The sequence below is a fragment of the Microcoleus sp. S28C3 genome, from assembly GCF_036700785.1.
Classification (GTDB): Bacteria; Cyanobacteriota; Cyanobacteriia; order Cyanobacteriales; family Microcoleaceae; genus Microcoleus; species Microcoleus asticus.
The window spans coordinates 1-16899 of sequence record NZ_JAUBPO010000007.1; the positions used below are offsets into that span (position 1 = coordinate 1).

Genomic DNA, 16899 nt, shown 5'->3' on the forward strand with positions numbered 1-16899 from the left:
TAACTTATCTTTAACTGAGCTTTCAGATATCGATCGCTCCTGTTATTGGTTTGCGATCGATTATTCAGCAAGCCCTAAATAACGGGCTGCTCGATATCCTCTACCAAGTTCTGCTTCTCGGTGCGGCCCTTCTCATTGGGGCAAGTTGGTTTCTTTCACTGGAGAGCCGGGCAACCCACTTGGCGGTGACAGGCGTTATAGCTCTATCGATCGGTCTATTCTTCTTCCTAATCGTCGCCCTAGATTACCCGCTCCGGAGCAGTATCGGGATCAGTCCGAGGTCATTCGAAGTCCTCCAAACGACTTTGATAGCTCCTCAATAAAATGAGGCGGTCGCGTTCCCACGGCATAATGTTCGCCTGCGGCGGGCACGGAACAACTCTGTTGTGTGGCTCGGTTTGGCGCGCTGCACCGAACCGAGCCACACAAGAAGCACAATTGCTCTGTGGCAGCAGACCAGCGATGCGTAGATCGTGGAGCACCGCGGACGTAATCGGTCACAGGGTTTGTTATACACCGCGCCAATCAGCGCATCCTATTCTGCCTCTGCCCGTACCCTCTGCGACGTGCGCGTGGTGGTGGTGCAATGCCATCGCGAGCCCCCCTGATTTATGCCAATTCCAGTGATGCGGTCTAACAAGCGCAATGCACTGGAACGGCTCAATTTGGTCGGTTAGCAGCAAAGTTTATCGCGTCCGGTGATTGCGAACGTTATCCTTACCCTGGGAACTTCTCTCAAGATGAGAACGTTATAACAGGTTTGTATTCAGAGAGATCGCCCGATCGGGTGCCAGAATACCTCCGACTGCGATCGCTTCTAGTCTTCCAGTTTCCTGGGGATGCTGTGTCTTGACTTTGGCGATCGCACCCATAACCGCATCTGCCACCGTAGGATTATTGCGAGCGTTTATCGGCGACTTTTATTTGCACGTCAGGCGCTCCCACCCGCGAAATCATTAGAGAAATGTCCACTAATCATCACCCTAATAATGTTCTACGTCTCAAACCTTTGGGGTTGACAACTCAAACCTTTGCCCAATCTTCGTGTACTCAACCGGGCCGCCTAATCTTGTAATTGGCTGCATCCGCACCGTATCTACTAACCCCACTTCCGGGCGGTACAAGTCTTCACGCACATGAAATCGTAAGACTCGACCTAATACCATCACATTCGTGGCTCCTTCAACAGGAACGATTTGTGTCACTTTACACTCCATTGCTACCGGGGAGTTTTCAATCCGCAGCGGTCGAACATCGATAGAAGGAACCGCTTCCAAATGTGCCATATCAAACTCATTGACCTCGTAGGGAAATTCTGCCCCTGTTTGAGCCATTGCAGTAGACAATGTTTCATCCACGACATGACAGACAAATTCATCCACCTCTTGAACATTGCGGAGCGTGTCTTTTTCTTTTGGTTCCTGTCTGCGGTAGGCGACTGAGAACATAATGGTTGGCGGAAACCCTGCGATCGCATTGAAGAACGAATAGGGAGCGAGATTGGGAATTCCAGCAGCACTGATCGTTGAAACCCAGGCAATGGGTCTAGGAGCAACAATACTTGTCAACAGATGATAAGGAGCAGGCTCTTTCATCTCTTGCGGCACAAATGACAACATCGGCGTTAGTCTCTCTAAACTATTGGCTCAAAAATTATCCATATCCCAACTCATATTGTTAATAATCCTAACTGGGCTGAAGGAATTGGAACATCAATTTAAACAGAAATTAAGGCGATAGGGGCTTTACCAGAACCGCCCCCATCCGCTTGTTTGAGCTTAACTGCTTTTGCAACTTGCAACAATTATCCCTTTGGGAAAAATAAGGCATCTTCAAAACCCATCCGCTTGTTTGGGCTTAACTGCTTTTGCAACCGTCGATTATTTCAACATTCTGGGAGCAGGGCCACGAGTGGCATCCAGTCTTGAAACGGGCGGTAAGGTAATAGTTTTGCCAGTTTGTGCCGCTTCGTATTTTATATCGATGATGTCGATCGCAACTTTTGGTCGCATAAACACTTATCCTAGCCACGATGGGTTCATTGCGGTACTGTCAAATTGGTTGGTAGTTTTATACAGTTCGTATTGCCCTTTTGCCGCCGCCTCGCGAGTGCGATTCAGCATTGCTGCAACTTGTGCTCGATCCATCGGCTTAAACGTGCGAGCAGCCTCTAACGCTTGATCGAGGAGTTGCATACTATCAATGCCAGTAATCACCACTGAAGTAGGCAGATTCATCGCATAGTGGAGACATTCGATCGGACTTACTGTATTGCTTCTAAGCACGTAAGGGTCGCCCATAGATTTCATCCCCAATACACCTATTTGGTTCTTCACCAGCACTGGCAGAACTTGTTGCTCAAAACTTCTAAAATGAGCATCCATCACGTTCAGCGGCATCTGTACCGCGTCAAAACGGAAATTGTTTTGAGCGGCAATTTCCAGCACTCGCAGATGAACCAAAGGGTCTTTGTGTCCTGTAAACCCGATGTAGCGAATCTTGCCCGCCTTCTGCGCTTCCACTACCGCCTCCATAGCCCCACCGGGAGCAAAAATGCGATCGGGGTCTTCCATCCGAATAATTTCGTGATGCTGCATTAGGTCGATGCGATCTGTCTGCAACGCCTTCAGCGACTCGTCAATCTGCATCATAGCAGCGCCCTTAGTGCGGCCGTCAATCTTGGTCATCAGAAACGCCTTTTGCCGGTAGCCATCCTTCAGCGCTTGCCCCATCCATCGGTGGCTGCGCCCGTTGTGATAATCCCAGGAATTGTCCATAAAATTGATGCCGCGGTCGATCGCACTGCGAATGAGCTTAATACTTTCTTGCTCCTCTCGAAGCCGTCCGATATGGTGTCCCCCCAAGCCGATCGCAGACACTCGCTCTCCCGTGCGTCCCAGCGTCCTGTAACTCATCTCGCCGCTTTGAGTTTGACCTTGGGCAACTGCACTTTCAGCGTATACTTGGGTCGGTTCATCTTGAGCTAACAAAGGTTTGAAAAACCCTTCGGAAGCTGCCAGCCCTGCGGCAACTAAACCCGAAGCAGAAGTTACTTTTAACAAATTGCGTCTGCTGATATTCATAAATTTCTCCTTGTAATTTCGTGTGGTTTGAGGATGTTGCAAAAACACTTTTGATGCTGGTCTGCAACCTGTCATCTAGTTAGTTGCGCGATTTCAGGAGTGAGGCGATCGTGCGGACGATTCGGCGAAGTCTCACCCAGTAAAGAAATCAGCAGCGCACTGAACCCGATTAAACTAAGAACGAAGTTTGCAGCGTGTGCAGATTCCCACTGGCTCCGCAGCCGCAGCCAGTCCGATGGTATAGATTGAGCGGTTGCCTGCTCAATTACAACATTCACAGGCTCGATGAATAGGAAGAAGACCACCGGGAAAGCCAGCGCCAAGCAGATTGTGCCAATTAATGTCCAGTAAAAAACTTGCCGGTGTTTGCGGACAAGGAACGTTAATACGGCTGCCGAGGTCAGCATCCCAAGCGTGATGAACGCACCCGGGCCGGGCATTCCAAAGTATCGGTACAGAGTATTTTGGAGCGTCACGTAGAGCGGCCCGTCATACTGCATTTTGGCTGGCAGTTCTAACGCATGGGAGAACTCCAAACCCATGAAAAGTGCAACAAGAATAATAGTAATAAAGCGCCAAATTCTCAGAAACACGGTTAATCCTCTTCTGTTTCATAAAGTAGTTTGTAGGCCTTGCTCATAAATCCTTCAAAGTTTAGCGTTTACTACTCTCTGGCGTTAATGACTGAGTAAGCAAAACTGGGCGATATCCGTGAAAGCAGAGCTAAACTTTTACTTTTCCCAACCTCTATCTCAAAGCGATCGCCCTCTATTCCTTTCAAAGTTTCAGGTGTGGCAGAAGTTGAGTTGCTAAAAGAAGAATTGGAGCGATGCAGTCTATCTCAACTTCGCTACGAAGCTTTTCTTCTAGCTCACCTGCATGAGTATCACTCAACTGAATACGCTGCGAGATTCCTGCATTATTGATTAATAAGTTCAAATTGGGCAAATGAGCAAGAGAAGAGGAGTCGTAGGTATCGAGGTTGGCGATGACCCAACCGCCGTGGAAATAGACAAGCACGGGGAAGGGGCCTTGTCCCTGCGGCTTGTAAATACGCGCCAACAGATCACCCGCTGGGCCTGGTATGAGTAGATGGCTGAGATCACCGACCATTTCCACTGCGGGTTTGCCCTGTTTGGCAAGCACGCCCATTACTGCATCTGTCGGCGTGGGGTTGTTGCGAGCGTTCATCGGGGACTGTTTCTCAATAGGCGGTGCTTTTTCACAAACTCCTCCAGTAAATAATAATGAGCCGTGCGATTGCGTCTTTCCAACTAACGAGCGCGCTTTGCGTGCTTGAGGCTACTTTTCTAGCATTGACCGCCACCGATCGCGCGATCGCCCGGAATGCAAACGCGCTTACTTCACTGGGTGACTGCGAACGGCGGTAGTTCACCGCAGTGCTACAGGTTGAGCGTTAATCCGAACTCGAAACAGGCTGTAGGGTTTCTGCCGCAAATCCTGACCGTTGTGATACCTGGCTTGGCGATGGAGTTGATTTGCCGTGAAATAAAGATAACCATCCTGCGCCACTGAAAGGGTGTCAGGCCACAGCACTCGCGGGTCATGCACCAGCCGTTCGATCGTGCCGTCTGGCAAACGACGCTGTATCGCATTCTGTTCGTAGTTCGTCAGGTAAATGCGGTTTTGAGCATCCGACTCCAAGCCATCGGAAGCTCCTCCCTTCTCGCCGCGATCCACTACCGTCTTTGCCACCTCTTGGTCGGACAACCGCTCATCCGCTAGCGCATCAACATCAACGCTGTAGAGCCGTCGTCCGGCAAGCGGACAGTAGAACAATTGCTTCCCATCGGCACTAATTGCAATCCCGTCGGCACCCATCTTGATTGGGCTGGGCGGTTGACCCGGTTGACGATTCATAATAGGCATCCCTTCCACACTGGGTAGAAAATTGGGGACTGCTTTCGTGGAAGGATGGTCGTTCAACCGCCGCCAACTCCTGCCGGAGTCCAAGTCAACCACAATAATTCCATTGGGCCCCTTGTCGGACGAGTCGGTGATGAATGCCATTCCAGCCTTACCTCGTCGCAGATCGAAGCGAACATCGTTCAGGTAAGTTGTTGGCAATGCCACATTTGGGGGAAAGACAATGGTTTTGAAAACCTGGTTTTGCTTGAGATCCACTCCGACCAATTTGGCTCCACCGGGCGGAGCGGGTGCAAAGTTGACGCTGCCAGTATCCAAAATCCACAAGCGATCGCGCGGGTCAACCACCACACTTTGAACCGAAAGCAGAGACTTTGATGGGTCGCTTGGGTTCGGGCGATTCATTTCAGGATTAGGATACGCAACCGTCTGACCATTTCTGACTTCGGCAACAGTGTACTCTACGCGATCGCCCCATTTGGGAAAGTTCACGAAGATGCGTCCGCTTTGGGAAACAGTAACACCTGTAGGCATGGGGCCGTTGAAGATCGCGACGGGTTCGATATCGCCAAGAGTTTGCTCTCTGGGCAGCGTTGTTAGATCGATCTTGGCGGGTTGAGACTGGGCATAAACAGCAGAGCCGAGAAAACCGACGACTGCAAGAAATAGTAGGAGTTTAAGGAGCTTCATAGAATACCTTCTTTATATCGATGCCATGAAATTTACTAAAAGGAGATCGCGGATAAAAAAGCTTTGGACACGCCGATTGTCGATCGAACCATCAGAATCAGTTACTCAAAAAATAATGATGAAATTTCTAGTTTTGAGAGCTACTAGACCCGTCAGCGAAGGCTTTCGACTCAATAGCATCGTGACTGCAAAAAAGCCTCACGTCTTTACTGCGATCGACCTCCATCATCCACTGGTAGGCGCGCAGACCCTGCGTGCAGCGTGGGTTAGCGGCATTCAGTAAACTCGCCGCCGACGCCGACACCTGCACCGATCGCGATCGCATCTACGGGTCGTCCTGTCTTCTGGATGTGGTTGTAAAGCGTCTCAACCCCACCGTCAGTGGCGAGGTCAGTCTGTAATGTTTCGACTTTGGCGCCCAGTCCCTTAAAGCTTTTAGCAGCCTCATCAATACTTGAACCAGTCGATGTCACCAAAAGATCGAAGCGGTTTCGGGCAAACTGTTTGGCGAGTTCGTAGCCGATGCCGCTAGAGGCACCCGTCACGACAGCCAACGGCCGGGTCAACGAACAGTTTCTCACCATATAAAATCCTCTGTAATTGCTCCACGCTCGTTTGTCTAGGATTGCTTCTCTCTCTACCAGACAATCTTTGTGGAGTGGGGGCTTTCAATTCTTACAATCCTAGGGAGGCAACTGTGCGCTCGCATCTTTCCCAGGACATACCACCCAAGGACATACCGCTAGTGTCTGTTTGAGGTTACTTTTCTAGAATTCCGCCTGTGCGATCGCACGGCAACTCAAGCACTGCGAAGCGTCTTCACTCACAGCCGTTCTTCCCCAGGTAGTTCTGCATACTAAGTATAATTAAAGCTTTCACTGGTTGAGAATTTCAATACCACAATGTGGTCGCCATTCTACAAAAATATGGTAAAAACCGGAAATTTGCGAAATGCGCGATCGGGCTTTGGCATTTTACCGACTTGGCCGACTTTTATGCCACTGGCTTATATTCCGATCGATCGCTTTCTAGTCCGCCAAGAAATTGATGTTTTAAAAATTAATACTGACCGCTATGTCGGTTCGGATCATTTGCCGTTAATTACAGATTTGGTCATTTGAAGGCAGGATTCGATGTTTTCTAACAAATTATTGATTAACTGTATCTGGTATTCCTGAATATTTGTCTTTAGCAGCTCTTTGCTGTCTTGAAAACAGATAACTTTTCCGGCGATTTCCTTGTAGTGTTGCAGCATGGAAAAAGTATCGGTGCTGAAGCGAGCGAGATAGTTTTTAGCAGCCTCGCTGCAAATTTCCGTTACTTGATTGAGATAAGCTTCTGACGATTCAGGCGGCTTTTCATACACAGTTCTTTTATTCAAAATATAGCTAGCACCGCCGACTACTGCGGCTCCCACAGGCCCGCCCAACAGCCAACCTAAGCCGGTGGCGATCGCCACTGGAGTTACTTCGCCCTCGATCGACTTTTGAGTTGGAGGTGGCGGCGGCTCCGGTAAACTGACTTGCGGGGATGGAGGAAAGGAAATCAAAAGTGCGATCGGCTGTTCTTTCTCAAAGAATTCGCAAGCTTTATTTACCCATTCTGCGATGGTTTGCTGCTGATGTAAGACCTCTCGCTGAAATTTTAGCTTCCACGCATCAAAACTCCCTTCCTGAAGCGACAGCGCCATTTCCGATTGATAGCGCTGTAAAAGTGTGGGCTGGTAAAGCCAAATCTCGAATTCGGAAACGCTGGCGTGAAAGCCTTTTGATATCAATTTTTCGGCTTTTTGTTTAATTTCAATTCTGTGCTTGTGCTTTTGTTGAAATGCGGCTATTTCTGCGGTGACAGTTTCAGATTTGGCTCGGAGAGATTGGCAAATTTTAGTAGCTATAGCTTCAATTCTGGGCAACTTAACTGCTAGTTGTTCCTGTTGAGCTGCCACAATACTTTGCAAAGCCGATTCAAAGGTGGCAATTCCTGTAGTTTGGGCGGCCGCCACATCTCCTTTCAGCCTAGCCCTCAAAGCCGGCAAAGCATCGACGCGGTAGATATTGCTGATATTGTTCGGTAAGTTGGAGCGAAAACTTTCGGCAACAAACAACAACCGATTGTAAACTTGTTTTTGGTCGTCTGGTTCCAGTAGATTGAGAAAATTGGCAACAAAGAGGACAGTGTTGATGTTGCGATCGCTCAACCAATCTCTCAAGTTCTCTCGTTCGCCTAAAGTCATCAATTTGCGAGCATCTAAAACCTGCACAACCAAATCAGCCGTTAGCAATTTATCCCGAACCAAATTATCCTGTTCTTCCCGATCGTTGGTTCCCGGCAAATCCAGCAATTCCACACCTGTTTTCAGGAATGGATGGGGACAGTAAACATTCACGGCGGCCACATCATCCCGCATTTGTCTCGCGTCGTCAAGAATGGCGTAGCGTTTCAAAACATCAGTCCCCGGTTCGCTAATTTCCGTGCCGTCTTTCAGGGTAATTTTTGCGTGCAATTCCTCGCCGTAGTTGACATAAATGGCAGCACCTGTAGTGGGCACGAGGTCGATCGGCAAAGCACGATTTCCCAGCAAAGCATTGAGCAAAGTTGACTTGCCGTAATTAAACGGGCCAAAGACAGCGATTTGAAAAGTTGGTTTGGCGAGATAGTCGCAGATTGAGGTGGTATCTCGATACAGTTGGGAGTTTTTGTCAAGTTCGAGAATACCGAGTGCTGGTTTCAGATAATTCATCAAATTTTGATAAGCCTCTGGTTCTTGCATATTGTTGTATCCTCGTTAGCTGTAGGTTGGGTTTCACTTCGTTCAACCCAACCTTTTTTGTAGATTTGTTGGGTTTTGTAGATTTGTTGGGCGAAGCGTAGGGTTCGTTCCAAGGCCCAACCTAGATATATTATAAGCGATCGATCGAGTCTGATATTACTTATTCTCGTGAGCCTGTAGGAGGTTCAGTAAATTCTAGTTAGTTCTAATAAGTTTTCTGGGAAGAGAGACAAGAAAACTTTCCCAAGGCGATATGCTGGTCCATTATTAGGACTCCAAGCATCCAAGCATTTGTATTTTCCTTGATTCCAGCCTTCAAACACCCAACGCGAGCCATCAAAACCCATAGACAAATCCCAAGTAATGGAAGGCCAAAATTTATTCTCATTGATGGCTGTCAGTAATTCCCAAGATTTTGCTTCTGTGAGCATCCAAGGCTCTTCACTCCCTACCTTGCTTCCTACTTTTGTAACAGCCTGCAAGCAAGGTGTACTGAGTATATATCCCCCAACTCGAATGACTAAGCTGGGATGAAAACTAGGTATATAAATAAAGCGATAGGCAGTTTGTATCTTCTCCCGATCTGCCCAATTTGATAAAGATGGCTCTTCAAATGCAGCTAATGTATTTGAATACCAGCTCTGCCTAAACTGCATTCCTTGTACTTGTTTATGAGAAAAATCTGGGGGAGTAACAATATAGTGTTGATTGATGAGGTCGATCCCCCAATCTCTATTATCAGATCGAGAACAGGCCAGATCGTACAATGCAGTATTTCTGTGTTCTATCTGCTCAATTCTTAGAGCAATTTGAAGAGCTTGCTTGTATTGCTCTTCTGAAATTTTTTCATATATCACTGCAATAACTCTTGAATTATCTAGCAGTTTTTCAGGCAATAATTCATGGGAACGATCGAGCTTACTCTCTAATTTTTTTTTAACCATATGGACTAATGTTCTATCTTTTTCTTCTATATCTTTAATTGTTTCTGCCACCAAAACTGCCTCTTGCCAGAGATGATTTTTCTGATTGGATTCTTGGATGAGATTGGCAATTTCAATTAGGGTAGCTGCCTTTGTATAGCCATTTGTCAATCTTTGAGTAATTTCGATCGCCTCTTGAAAACGACCTAGTTGTTTAAGTATATCTATCTTTTCAGAGCCATCTGGCAGATTTTGGTTAAGCCTGTTGTTCAGCAGCTTTTGATTAATGAGAGTTGCCTCTTGCCACAAGCCCAATTTTTGTAGCAAACAAACCTTATCATAGCTATCCGAAAAGTTTTGGGAAAGTTCTAAGGCTTGATGATAAATTTCCTGAGCTTTCTCATGGCGATCGATAAGTTTAAACTGTTGAGCCATTTTGATAAGTCGATTGATTTTGGCAGAGGTGTCTTCCAGGGCTTGAATAATTTTCAAGTTCCTTTCTAATCTCTCTAATTTTTTCTGTAAAACTTTATCATTATCCATATTTACCCCCTAATGTTTGCATCTACTCATCCACATCCTTAAGCCCATTCTGCAGCAGCATCCGCACGATGTCAATTTTCTTTTTGCGACCATTCCCAATCTCGCCTCAAGAACAGCGGTAATTTGACTGGGGGCTTAGAGCGTGTTTTCAAACTATTATTTAGGTTGGGTTGATAAACGAAACCCAACTACAATTTAAGCTAATTTCAAGTTTGAAAACACGTCTAGCTTCCTGCAGATGCTAGGAAACCTTGATATAGCGATTCTATACTGTGCGACTGGGCAGAAACATCAGCCTCCAATTTTTTCAAACGCTCAGATTCAGCCTGACAATTAATCTCGCGAGATTCCTTTTGTTGCAGCAAATTATCTAATTCTGCTTTCCGAGAATTAATATCATCATTCATGCGATCGCCCACTTCCCGCCCGTAAACATCAAAACACTCTTTAACAGCATCGTGAATCGGCTGCCACTGCTCTTGAGCCACCTGCGGCAGATATTTCACCAGCTCTTTTTTCGCCGCTTTCACCAACTGTTTGTGAGCTCCGTCTGCTTGCAAAACCCCAACACCCATCCCCAATAAAGCCAAGTACAGCGGCCCCAAAACAACACCCGTAAAACTAGCAAAAATCGTACTGACGCTCAAGACAGTAATTAAATTGAGCAGGATATTTTTCCAGTCAAAACCCGCTCCTGCCATAGCTACGCCCGCTAGATTTCCGGTCGTTAATGAAAACAATCCCATTGCCCATTTTGCCCAAGATGGCGAATTATCTTCCTTCGAGTTGCTGACTGCTGCCGGTATTTTTTGCCCGGTCAGTTTTTCGGTGATTTTTTCAGTCACTTTCGTGTAAGATGCTCCGTAATTTGCCGCACTTTTCGATAGCTGCGAAAATGCTGAATTCATCTCTTGTTCAGCCGTGAGAGTCCAAGCTGCTAGTTTGTCGTTGATGTACTGCTCGAATGCTCGTTTGAGCGATGCTTCAAATGCTTCGCGCTTGTCTTGGCTGAAGAAATCCAGAAATCTCAGCTCCGGTTGATACCGCAAGAAATCTGTTTCAAAGGTATTTTCTAAGTTGAGAACGTAGGCGCGGAAAGAATCTGCGATCGCCCGAGATTTACTATTTCTAACGCCGATAATTTCTTGTTGAAATTCATCGCGAATTTGAGTCAGCTTTTTAAACTCCGGCTCAACTGAATTAATCTTTTCCTTCAACTCATTGACATCGCGATCGAGTAATGGTAAACGGCGTCCAACAGCTTCGCGGACGCGAGCAGAAATTTGACGCGCCAAAGTCCTCGCCGGACGCAATTCCGAAATCGCCCTTTCCTGGGTCAAAAACGTATTCAGTGCCGCCATGAACTCGGGAAAACCAGTTCCTGCCAAATCCGCATCTGGGTTTTTCATCCGCAACCTTAATGCCTTAATTGAGGTAATCGCAAACACTCTCTCGTCGTAAATATCGTGTCCTTCTGTCAAACAATATTCAGCCAAATTAGCTTGAAAAACCCGCCGCAGTTTCCCTTCTGCTTCTGCTAATTCTTCAGAATCGTCCGGGTCAATCAAACTTTCCCGCACTTGATCCCAAGCATTAATCAGAAAGAAAATGCTCAAGCCGCGATTTTTGATGTAATTTTCTAGATAGCGTCTTTCACCCATCGTGCAAGGCTGAGTTGCCCTGAGTACGAACAAAATAGCGTGGCAGTTGTTGATGTAACCGAGAGATAATTCGTTGCGGGCTTCTGTATCGTTCAGTCCGGGACTGTCTACTATTTCTATGCCTTTTTCTAACAAAGGTAAGGGATATTCTACTACGGCGCAGTCGATATCGGGAAATGCTGGTTTCTTTTCTTCTTCTAAGCGTTTTGCCTCAGCGGGGTCAATTGTATAGTTCTGTTTAAAACTTTTAAAATCTAGCTGTTTTGGGCTTTTGCCATCATTGAAATAAACGGTAACTTTTTTTTCTGAACCGTAGCGCAAAATCGTCAGCAAAGCTGTACAGGGATTTACGTCGCTGGGCAGTAAGTTTTCGCCGATTAAGGCATTGAGAAAAGTGCTTTTGCCGCGTTTCATGTCGCCTAAAACTAGCAGCCGAAAGACTCCTTGGCGCAAGTTTTTACTGGCGAGATTGATGTCGGCGCTGTCGGTTTCTAAACCGAGTTTTCCCGATGCTTCGGCTCCGGCTAATTCTGATTGGTTGATTGCTGTGGCGATGTTGCTGAGGCGATCGGCTATTTCTCGGCGGACTGCGGCTACTCGCTCTAAATCGTTGAGAAAGTTGCTAGTTTCGACTTTAAGGTTCATGAGTATTTCCTGAGAATTTCCAGCTTGGGCTTTTCAACTTCTGTCTTCTTCAATAAACATTTTGTAAGCGATCAAAGCAATGCCTCCAACTATCAGCGCGGCTGCCAGCCAAGATGCTATGCGAACTGCAACAATAACAGCAATAACAATGCCTGTAAATTGAGCGGCTGCTATAATTTTTCGGCGCCACTGTTTGAGTTTCCCGTTAACTTGGCTGTCTGGTTCTTCGTACTTTGTCGTTAGATGTTCTGGCACTGAGCGGTCGATTTCGGCTTCTAGTTCGCGCAGTCGAATTTCTTGTTCGCGCTTCCGCAGTTCTTGTTCTTTGTGCCGGAGTTCTCTTGCTTTTTTATCGGGAGAGTTCATAAATTTTACCCTATTTCCCACGGTAAAAATGTGTTATTGATTGTCAATGTTGGGTAGTGATAAGTTTTTTACAACTGTAACTCACATTTTCCCCGCTGTCGAGAAATGTTAAGAAATTTTAAAAAGGGCGATTCCCTACGGGATAGCTACGCTTCACGACTAATTAAGCCGATCGCCCTAGACTAGGCGCTGCACATCATCAATATCCTTCGGGGCCAATAGTAGTGCGATCGCACTCAGCTTCTGACAAATCGACCAAGCGCGATCGAAATAAGTTGCAGCCCGCTAATTGAGCTTTGGTTAACTTTGCTTTATCCAAATTAGCTCGGCTCAAATCTGCATATCTCAAATCGGCATTCGTCAAATCTGCATTGTACAAATCCGCACCTTGCAAATTGGCTTTCTGCAAATTGGCACCTTGTAAATTGGCGTGGCGCAAATTTGCTCTGCATAAATTTGATCTTGATAAATTTGCTTCCGACAAGTTGGCTTGATAAAGTTGAATGTCGCCCAATTCAGCATCTTGTAAATCAGTTTTATAAAGATTGGCTTCAGTCAAATTTCCGTAGGGCAAATAAGCTCGCCTCAGAACGCTACCAGAAAGATTTATTTCTGCTAAGTCTGCTTGAAACAAGTTATCTCCACTTAAGTCAACTGCGTTAAAGTTTCGCTTCCCCTCAGCATACTGAGCGAGCAATTCCTCAGCGCTTAGCTTTTGCATTTTCACCCCTCATGACGACAGCTAATGCAGTCAATTTATAACGATAATTAATGGTTATTTTACTGCGTATTTATACTTAGGCATATTCTTATGTTAAGCTTATGTAACAACGCTCGCATTTTTTCTAATATTTTTTTTATATTTGTCAATTTCTGCCTTGCTCGACCAGTAAGCGGTTAGTAATGTCAAGATCGAGAAACCAAAGTCAATCCTCTACTGAAATATGCCAGAACTTCCTCCCTCCATTGCTCAGCACTACCACGAACGGACGAAATACGATCCTGAAACCCTTGCTGCCAAAAGCAAACAGCTAGATTGGACAGAGCAACCCGTGCCGTTCAAAGAATATAAAATAGGAGCGTATTTTGACCTCAAGCCTTATCTAAAAGACCCCTCGGATGATTCCGATGCCGATCCCGATGCGGTTTGGTGGCATCGGTTATCCAGCTTGTTGCTGTGCAGCTACGGGTTGACGGCGAAAGTGCAAACGGTAGACGACAGCTACCTGTATTTGCGATCCGCACCGTCGGCGGGCGGGCTCTACCCAGCAGAGGTTTATTTAATATCCCGCGGCACTGCGCAGTTGCCGGCCGGACTTTACAACTATCAGTGCAGAACTCATTCACTTGTTCATTTTTGGGACAGTCAAGTTTGGCCGACCTTGCAAGCAGCTTGTTTCCAGTCGCCCGCGCTAGAAAATACGCAATTGGCGATCGCGATTACCACTGTTTTTTTTCGTTCTTCTTGGCGTTACGAAGACCGAGCTTATCGGCGAATTTTCCTAGACACCGGTCATTTACTGAGCAATATTGAATTAGCTTGCGCCGTCAACGATTACCGACCTCACCTGATTGGAGGATTCACTGACGAAGCTATCAATGAATTACTGTACATCGACTCGGAGCAAGAAGGAGCGATTTGTGTAGTTGCTTTAGCCGACTTGCTAGATATTGACCAAAACTTGCCTAAATTTAAAACAGCTTTGCCCGGAAACACCACGACAGATTACCCGCAAATTTCCGAAGGTAAACTGTTAAAATACCTTCACAGAGCGACGCATTTAGAATCAGATCCTACCGGAGCGGACGGTTGGAAACTTGATGAAAGTGAAGGAGAATTAGAGGATAAATACAACTTTCCTTTTTGTACTAAAGTTTCGACTGTCACTCCTTCAATTCCTTGGGGAGTGAACCTGGAAACTTTAGAAAACACTATGCTTAAAAGGCGTTCTACCCGTGCTTATACAGGTGCTTCTTTGAGCTTGGGCGAACTGCTAGCTATGCTCGATTTTACTTATCAGCCGCAGCACTATATCGACCAAGGATTAGACGGTTATCCAGATTATTTCGATCTAAGTTTGATCGAGACTTTTATTGCTGTTTCGGGAGTGAATGGGTTAGAAGAAGGCTGTTACTATTACGCTCCGAAAGCTCAAGAATTGCGGCAAATTCGGTTTAAAAATTTCCGCAGGGAATTGCATTTTTTGTGTTTGGGGCAAGATTTAGGCAGAGATGCGGGGGCGCTGTTGTTTCACACGGCGGATTTGAACAGGGCTGTAGCAAAATATGGCGATCGAGTTTACCGCTATTTGCACATGGACGCGGGTCATTTGGGCCAGCGGTTGAATTTAGCAGCTATTCAACTGCGTTTGGGTGTCAGCGGTATCGCGGGCTTTTTTGACGATCGCGTCAATGACGTTCTGGGTATTCCTGCGGGTGAGGCTGTGCTTTATATTACAAGTCTGGGAAGACCTCGATCGTGAGAATGAGTCAATCGATTTTAGATTTTAGATTTTAGATTTGAGATTGAAGAATTGGCCTGGCTGATTTACGGTAGGAACCACTCAATCTGCAAAAAATGAAACAAGCGAGTCAGTCAATCTATCGATTTTAGATTTTAGATTTGAGATTTGAGATTGAAGGATTGGCGTTGCTGATTTACGGTAGGAACCACTCAATCTGCAAAAAATGAAACAAGCGAGTCAGTCAATCTATCGATTTTAGATTTTAGATTTGAGATTTGAGATTGAAGGATTGGCGTTGCTGATTTACGGTAGGAACTACTCAATCTGCAAAAAATCAAACAAGCGAGTCAGTCAATTTTCTGAATTTTAAAGTGATAGCGGTAAAGTGAGGATTGCAAACCTGTACTATACAGGTTTTACGTAAGTCCTGCTATTGCTATTTGCCAATGCAAAATCTGCTAAATATTCTGTCTAGCACTGATTCAGTCACTTCTTCGCCCGTAACTTCCCCCAATGCTTGAATTGCACCGCGTAAATCTATTGTCCAAAAATCTAAAGGCAATTTATTGCTCATCGTATCCGTGCATTGTTCCAGATAAATTTTAGCTTTAGTTAACGCCGCTGCTTGCCGCTGGTTGATTGCTAAGTCTGAGTTTGCTGCTTGCAAATTTTCCCCGCTAACGGCATTTAAGATTGCTGTTTCTAAGTCTTCTATGCCTCGATCGAAGGCGGCGGCTGCGGCAACTATTGGATGAACTTCAGAGGAAAAAGGTAGTTCGGGGATTGTTTTTACTAGGTCGATTTTGTTGATAATTATAATTAGCTGGCGGTGCTTTACTTGTTCGTAAATTTCCGAATCTTCCTCTGTCCAACCAGATTCCGCGTCAATTGTCAACAACACTAAATCGGCTTGTTTTGCTGCTGCGCGCGATCGCTCAACGCCAATTTTTTCTACCTTGTCTTCGGTTTCTCGAATGCCCGCAGTATCGAGTACCTGCACCGGAATTCCGCCCACAACTAGCTGCGATTCTACCACGTCCCGCGTCGTACCGGGCAAATCCGTGACGATCGCCCGATCGCTCCGGCTCCACGCATTCAACAAACTCGATTTTCCCACATTCGGCCGCCCAACAATCGCTACTTTCAAACCGGTTCTCAACAATTCTCCGCGATCTGCCGTCGCCAAAATAGTTGACAATTCCGCCAAAATATGATTTATTTCCAAAGAAGTTTTAGCTTCATCTAAAGGCGGTAAATCTTCCTCAAAATCAATTCTCGCCTCAATTTCTGCCAGCACATCCAAACAAGTTGTTCTCAACTTGCGGATCGGTGCGGCTAATTTTCCCTGCAAACCAGCCAAAGCACTTTGTGCAGCAGCCGGCGATTTTGCTCCCACCAAATCTGAGATACTTTCAGCTTGAGTTAAATCCAGCCTGCCGTTCAAAAAAGCCCGCAGCGAAAACTCTCCCGGTTGCGCTAATCTCGCCCCCTGTTCCAAACACAACTGCAAGACTTGCTGCACGGCCATAATACCGCCGTGACAGTGAAATTCCACCACATCTTCGCGAGTAAAAGAACGCGGCGCTTTCATAATTAACAATAAAGCTTCATCGACTAATTCTTGAGTTTTGGGGCAACGGATGTGACCGTAAAGAATGCGGTGAGACTCCCAGATTTGCCGTCCTGGGGCGCGAAACAGAGTTTCGGCAATTTTTAAGGCTGCGGAACCGGAAACTCGCACAATGCCGACGCTGCCTTGTTGGGGAACTATGGCAGTGGCGATCGCTGCGATCGTCCCTCCTTTTGTTAGTGATTCAGACATTTTTATTGTTCACACATTTAAAAGTTATCTCAATCTCCTGTTTT

19 protein-coding genes are annotated in these 16899 nt (G+C 46.2%); 5 read left to right on the forward strand and 14 right to left on the reverse strand.

The features are described from left to right. Positions 1-50 precede the first annotated feature (50 nt). Entirely contained in the window at positions 51-323 is a 273-nt protein-coding gene (locus QUA13_RS32685; protein WP_445242675.1) for a bestrophin-like domain, read from the forward strand. Between the two features lie 426 nt (positions 324-749). Here the strand turns inward: QUA13_RS32685 and QUA13_RS03730 are convergent, their stop codons facing one another. The 6 genes from QUA13_RS03730 to QUA13_RS03755 all read right to left on the reverse strand — a co-directional run bounded on the left by QUA13_RS03730 (position 750) and on the right by QUA13_RS03755 (position 4274). Then, positions 750-887: a hypothetical protein gene (locus QUA13_RS03730; protein ID WP_333196727.1), complete on the reverse strand. Its 138-nt coding sequence runs from the start codon at positions 885-887 to the stop codon at positions 750-752. Between the two features lie 114 nt (positions 888-1001). Next, entirely contained in the window at positions 1002-1619 is a 618-nt protein-coding gene (locus QUA13_RS03735; protein ID WP_333196728.1) for a flavin reductase family protein, read from the reverse strand. Between the two features lie 261 nt (positions 1620-1880). Further along, a complete protein-coding gene (locus QUA13_RS03740; protein WP_333196729.1) occupies positions 1881-2012 on the reverse strand; it encodes a hypothetical protein in 132 nt (43 codons plus the stop codon). A 6-nt stretch (positions 2013-2018) separates the two neighbouring features. Beyond that, positions 2019-3083, reverse strand: a complete 1065-nt coding sequence (locus QUA13_RS03745) for an aldo/keto reductase (RefSeq protein WP_333196731.1) — start codon at positions 3081-3083, stop codon at positions 2019-2021. A 71-nt stretch (positions 3084-3154) separates the two neighbouring features. Then, positions 3155-3676: a hypothetical protein gene (locus QUA13_RS03750; protein WP_333196732.1), complete on the reverse strand. Its 522-nt coding sequence runs from the start codon at positions 3674-3676 to the stop codon at positions 3155-3157. A 184-nt stretch (positions 3677-3860) separates the two neighbouring features. Continuing rightward, complete coding sequence (locus tag QUA13_RS03755; RefSeq protein WP_333196733.1) at positions 3861-4274, reverse strand: hypothetical protein; 414 nt, start codon at positions 4272-4274, stop codon at positions 3861-3863. 56 nt (positions 4275-4330) lie between these two features. Here QUA13_RS03755 and QUA13_RS03760 point away from each other — a divergent pair, with 56 nt between their 5' ends. Further along, positions 4331-4474, forward strand: coding sequence for a hypothetical protein (locus tag QUA13_RS03760; protein WP_333196735.1), 144 nt, complete (start codon positions 4331-4333; stop codon positions 4472-4474). 1 nt (position 4475) lies between these two features. On the opposite strand, the gene QUA13_RS03765 is transcribed toward QUA13_RS03760, so the two are convergent. Next, positions 4476-5660, reverse strand: a complete 1185-nt coding sequence (locus QUA13_RS03765) for an L-dopachrome tautomerase-related protein (RefSeq protein WP_333196737.1) — start codon at positions 5658-5660, stop codon at positions 4476-4478. A gap of 115 nt (positions 5661-5775) precedes the next feature. Between QUA13_RS03765 and QUA13_RS03770 the strand changes: the two genes are divergently transcribed. Beyond that, positions 5776-5943 carry a hypothetical protein gene (locus QUA13_RS03770; protein WP_333196739.1) on the forward strand — a complete coding sequence of 56 codons (168 nt, stop codon included), beginning with the start codon at positions 5776-5778 and terminating at the stop codon, positions 5941-5943. Here QUA13_RS03770 and QUA13_RS03775 read toward each other — a convergent pair. Continuing rightward, positions 5927-6244 (reverse strand): SDR family NAD(P)-dependent oxidoreductase, encoded by a 318-nt coding sequence (locus QUA13_RS03775; RefSeq protein ID WP_333196740.1) that lies wholly within the window; start codon positions 6242-6244, stop codon positions 5927-5929. The genes QUA13_RS03770 and QUA13_RS03775 overlap by 17 nt on opposite strands. Before the next feature lie 342 nt (positions 6245-6586). Here QUA13_RS03775 and QUA13_RS03780 point away from each other — a divergent pair, with 342 nt between their 5' ends. Then, positions 6587-6781: a hypothetical protein gene (locus QUA13_RS03780; protein WP_333196742.1), complete on the forward strand. Its 195-nt coding sequence runs from the start codon at positions 6587-6589 to the stop codon at positions 6779-6781. Here QUA13_RS03780 and QUA13_RS03785 read toward each other — a convergent pair. The 5 genes from QUA13_RS03785 to QUA13_RS03805 all read right to left on the reverse strand — a co-directional run bounded on the left by QUA13_RS03785 (position 6748) and on the right by QUA13_RS03805 (position 13289). Beyond that, positions 6748-8430: a dynamin family protein gene (locus tag QUA13_RS03785; protein WP_333196743.1), complete on the reverse strand. Its 1683-nt coding sequence runs from the start codon at positions 8428-8430 to the stop codon at positions 6748-6750. The two genes, QUA13_RS03780 and QUA13_RS03785, sit on opposite strands and share 34 nt — an antisense overlap. Before the next feature lie 185 nt (positions 8431-8615). Beyond that, on the reverse strand, positions 8616-9896 hold the full coding sequence (locus QUA13_RS03790) for a hypothetical protein (protein ID WP_333196745.1): 1281 nt from the start codon (positions 9894-9896) through the stop codon (positions 8616-8618). 224 nt (positions 9897-10120) lie between these two features. Next, the gene (locus QUA13_RS03795; protein WP_333196747.1) at positions 10121-12202 is read right to left on the reverse strand and encodes a dynamin family protein; all 2082 of its coding nucleotides are present in this window, start codon (positions 12200-12202) and stop codon (positions 10121-10123) included. A 33-nt stretch (positions 12203-12235) separates the two neighbouring features. Then, complete coding sequence (locus QUA13_RS03800) at positions 12236-12568, reverse strand: DMT family transporter (protein ID WP_333196749.1); 333 nt, start codon at positions 12566-12568, stop codon at positions 12236-12238. A gap of 199 nt (positions 12569-12767) precedes the next feature. Further along, a complete protein-coding gene (locus QUA13_RS03805; RefSeq protein ID WP_172187138.1) occupies positions 12768-13289 on the reverse strand; it encodes a pentapeptide repeat-containing protein in 522 nt (173 codons plus the stop codon). 223 nt (positions 13290-13512) lie between these two features. On the opposite strand from QUA13_RS03805, the gene QUA13_RS03810 reads away from it, so the two are divergent. After that, the gene (locus QUA13_RS03810; protein WP_333196752.1) at positions 13513-15051 is read left to right on the forward strand and encodes a SagB/ThcOx family dehydrogenase; all 1539 of its coding nucleotides are present in this window, start codon (positions 13513-13515) and stop codon (positions 15049-15051) included. A gap of 418 nt (positions 15052-15469) precedes the next feature. Here the strand turns inward: QUA13_RS03810 and mnmE are convergent, their stop codons facing one another. Continuing rightward, positions 15470-16855, reverse strand: coding sequence for a tRNA uridine-5-carboxymethylaminomethyl(34) synthesis GTPase MnmE (gene mnmE / locus QUA13_RS03815; protein WP_333196753.1), 1386 nt, complete (start codon positions 16853-16855; stop codon positions 15470-15472). Positions 16856-16899: the final 44 nt, after the last annotated feature.

What these genes read in the sequence shown, in the direction of transcription:
- QUA13_RS03735 (WP_333196728.1), bottom strand. Translation starts at nt 1,619, where the DNA reads ATGTTGTCATTTGTGCCGCAAGAGATGAAAGAGCCTGCTCCTTATCAT.
- QUA13_RS03765 (WP_333196737.1), bottom strand. Translation starts at nt 5,660, where the DNA reads ATGAAGCTCCTTAAACTCCTACTATTTCTTGCAGTCGTCGGTTTTCTC.
- QUA13_RS03755 (WP_333196733.1), bottom strand. Translation starts at nt 4,274, where the DNA reads ATGAACGCTCGCAACAACCCCACGCCGACAGATGCAGTAATGGGCGTG.
- QUA13_RS03760 (WP_333196735.1), top strand. Translation starts at nt 4,331, where the DNA reads ATGAGCCGTGCGATTGCGTCTTTCCAACTAACGAGCGCGCTTTGCGTG.
- mnmE (WP_333196753.1), bottom strand. Translation starts at nt 16,855, where the DNA reads ATGTCTGAATCACTAACAAAAGGAGGGACGATCGCAGCGATCGCCACT.
- QUA13_RS03745 (WP_333196731.1), bottom strand. Translation starts at nt 3,083, where the DNA reads ATGAATATCAGCAGACGCAATTTGTTAAAAGTAACTTCTGCTTCGGGT.
- QUA13_RS03780 (WP_333196742.1), top strand. Translation starts at nt 6,587, where the DNA reads ATGGTAAAAACCGGAAATTTGCGAAATGCGCGATCGGGCTTTGGCATT.
- QUA13_RS03795 (WP_333196747.1), bottom strand. Translation starts at nt 12,202, where the DNA reads ATGAACCTTAAAGTCGAAACTAGCAACTTTCTCAACGATTTAGAGCGA.
- QUA13_RS03740 (WP_333196729.1), bottom strand. Translation starts at nt 2,012, where the DNA reads ATGCGACCAAAAGTTGCGATCGACATCATCGATATAAAATACGAAGCG.
- QUA13_RS03790 (WP_333196745.1), bottom strand. Translation starts at nt 9,896, where the DNA reads ATGGATAATGATAAAGTTTTACAGAAAAAATTAGAGAGATTAGAAAGG.
- QUA13_RS03785 (WP_333196743.1), bottom strand. Translation starts at nt 8,430, where the DNA reads ATGCAAGAACCAGAGGCTTATCAAAATTTGATGAATTATCTGAAACCA.
- QUA13_RS03800 (WP_333196749.1), bottom strand. Translation starts at nt 12,568, where the DNA reads ATGAACTCTCCCGATAAAAAAGCAAGAGAACTCCGGCACAAAGAACAA.
- QUA13_RS03775 (WP_333196740.1), bottom strand. Translation starts at nt 6,244, where the DNA reads ATGGTGAGAAACTGTTCGTTGACCCGGCCGTTGGCTGTCGTGACGGGT.
- QUA13_RS03805 (WP_172187138.1), bottom strand. Translation starts at nt 13,289, where the DNA reads ATGCAAAAGCTAAGCGCTGAGGAATTGCTCGCTCAGTATGCTGAGGGG.
- QUA13_RS03770 (WP_333196739.1), top strand. Translation starts at nt 5,776, where the DNA reads ATGATGAAATTTCTAGTTTTGAGAGCTACTAGACCCGTCAGCGAAGGC.
- QUA13_RS03810 (WP_333196752.1), top strand. Translation starts at nt 13,513, where the DNA reads ATGCCAGAACTTCCTCCCTCCATTGCTCAGCACTACCACGAACGGACG.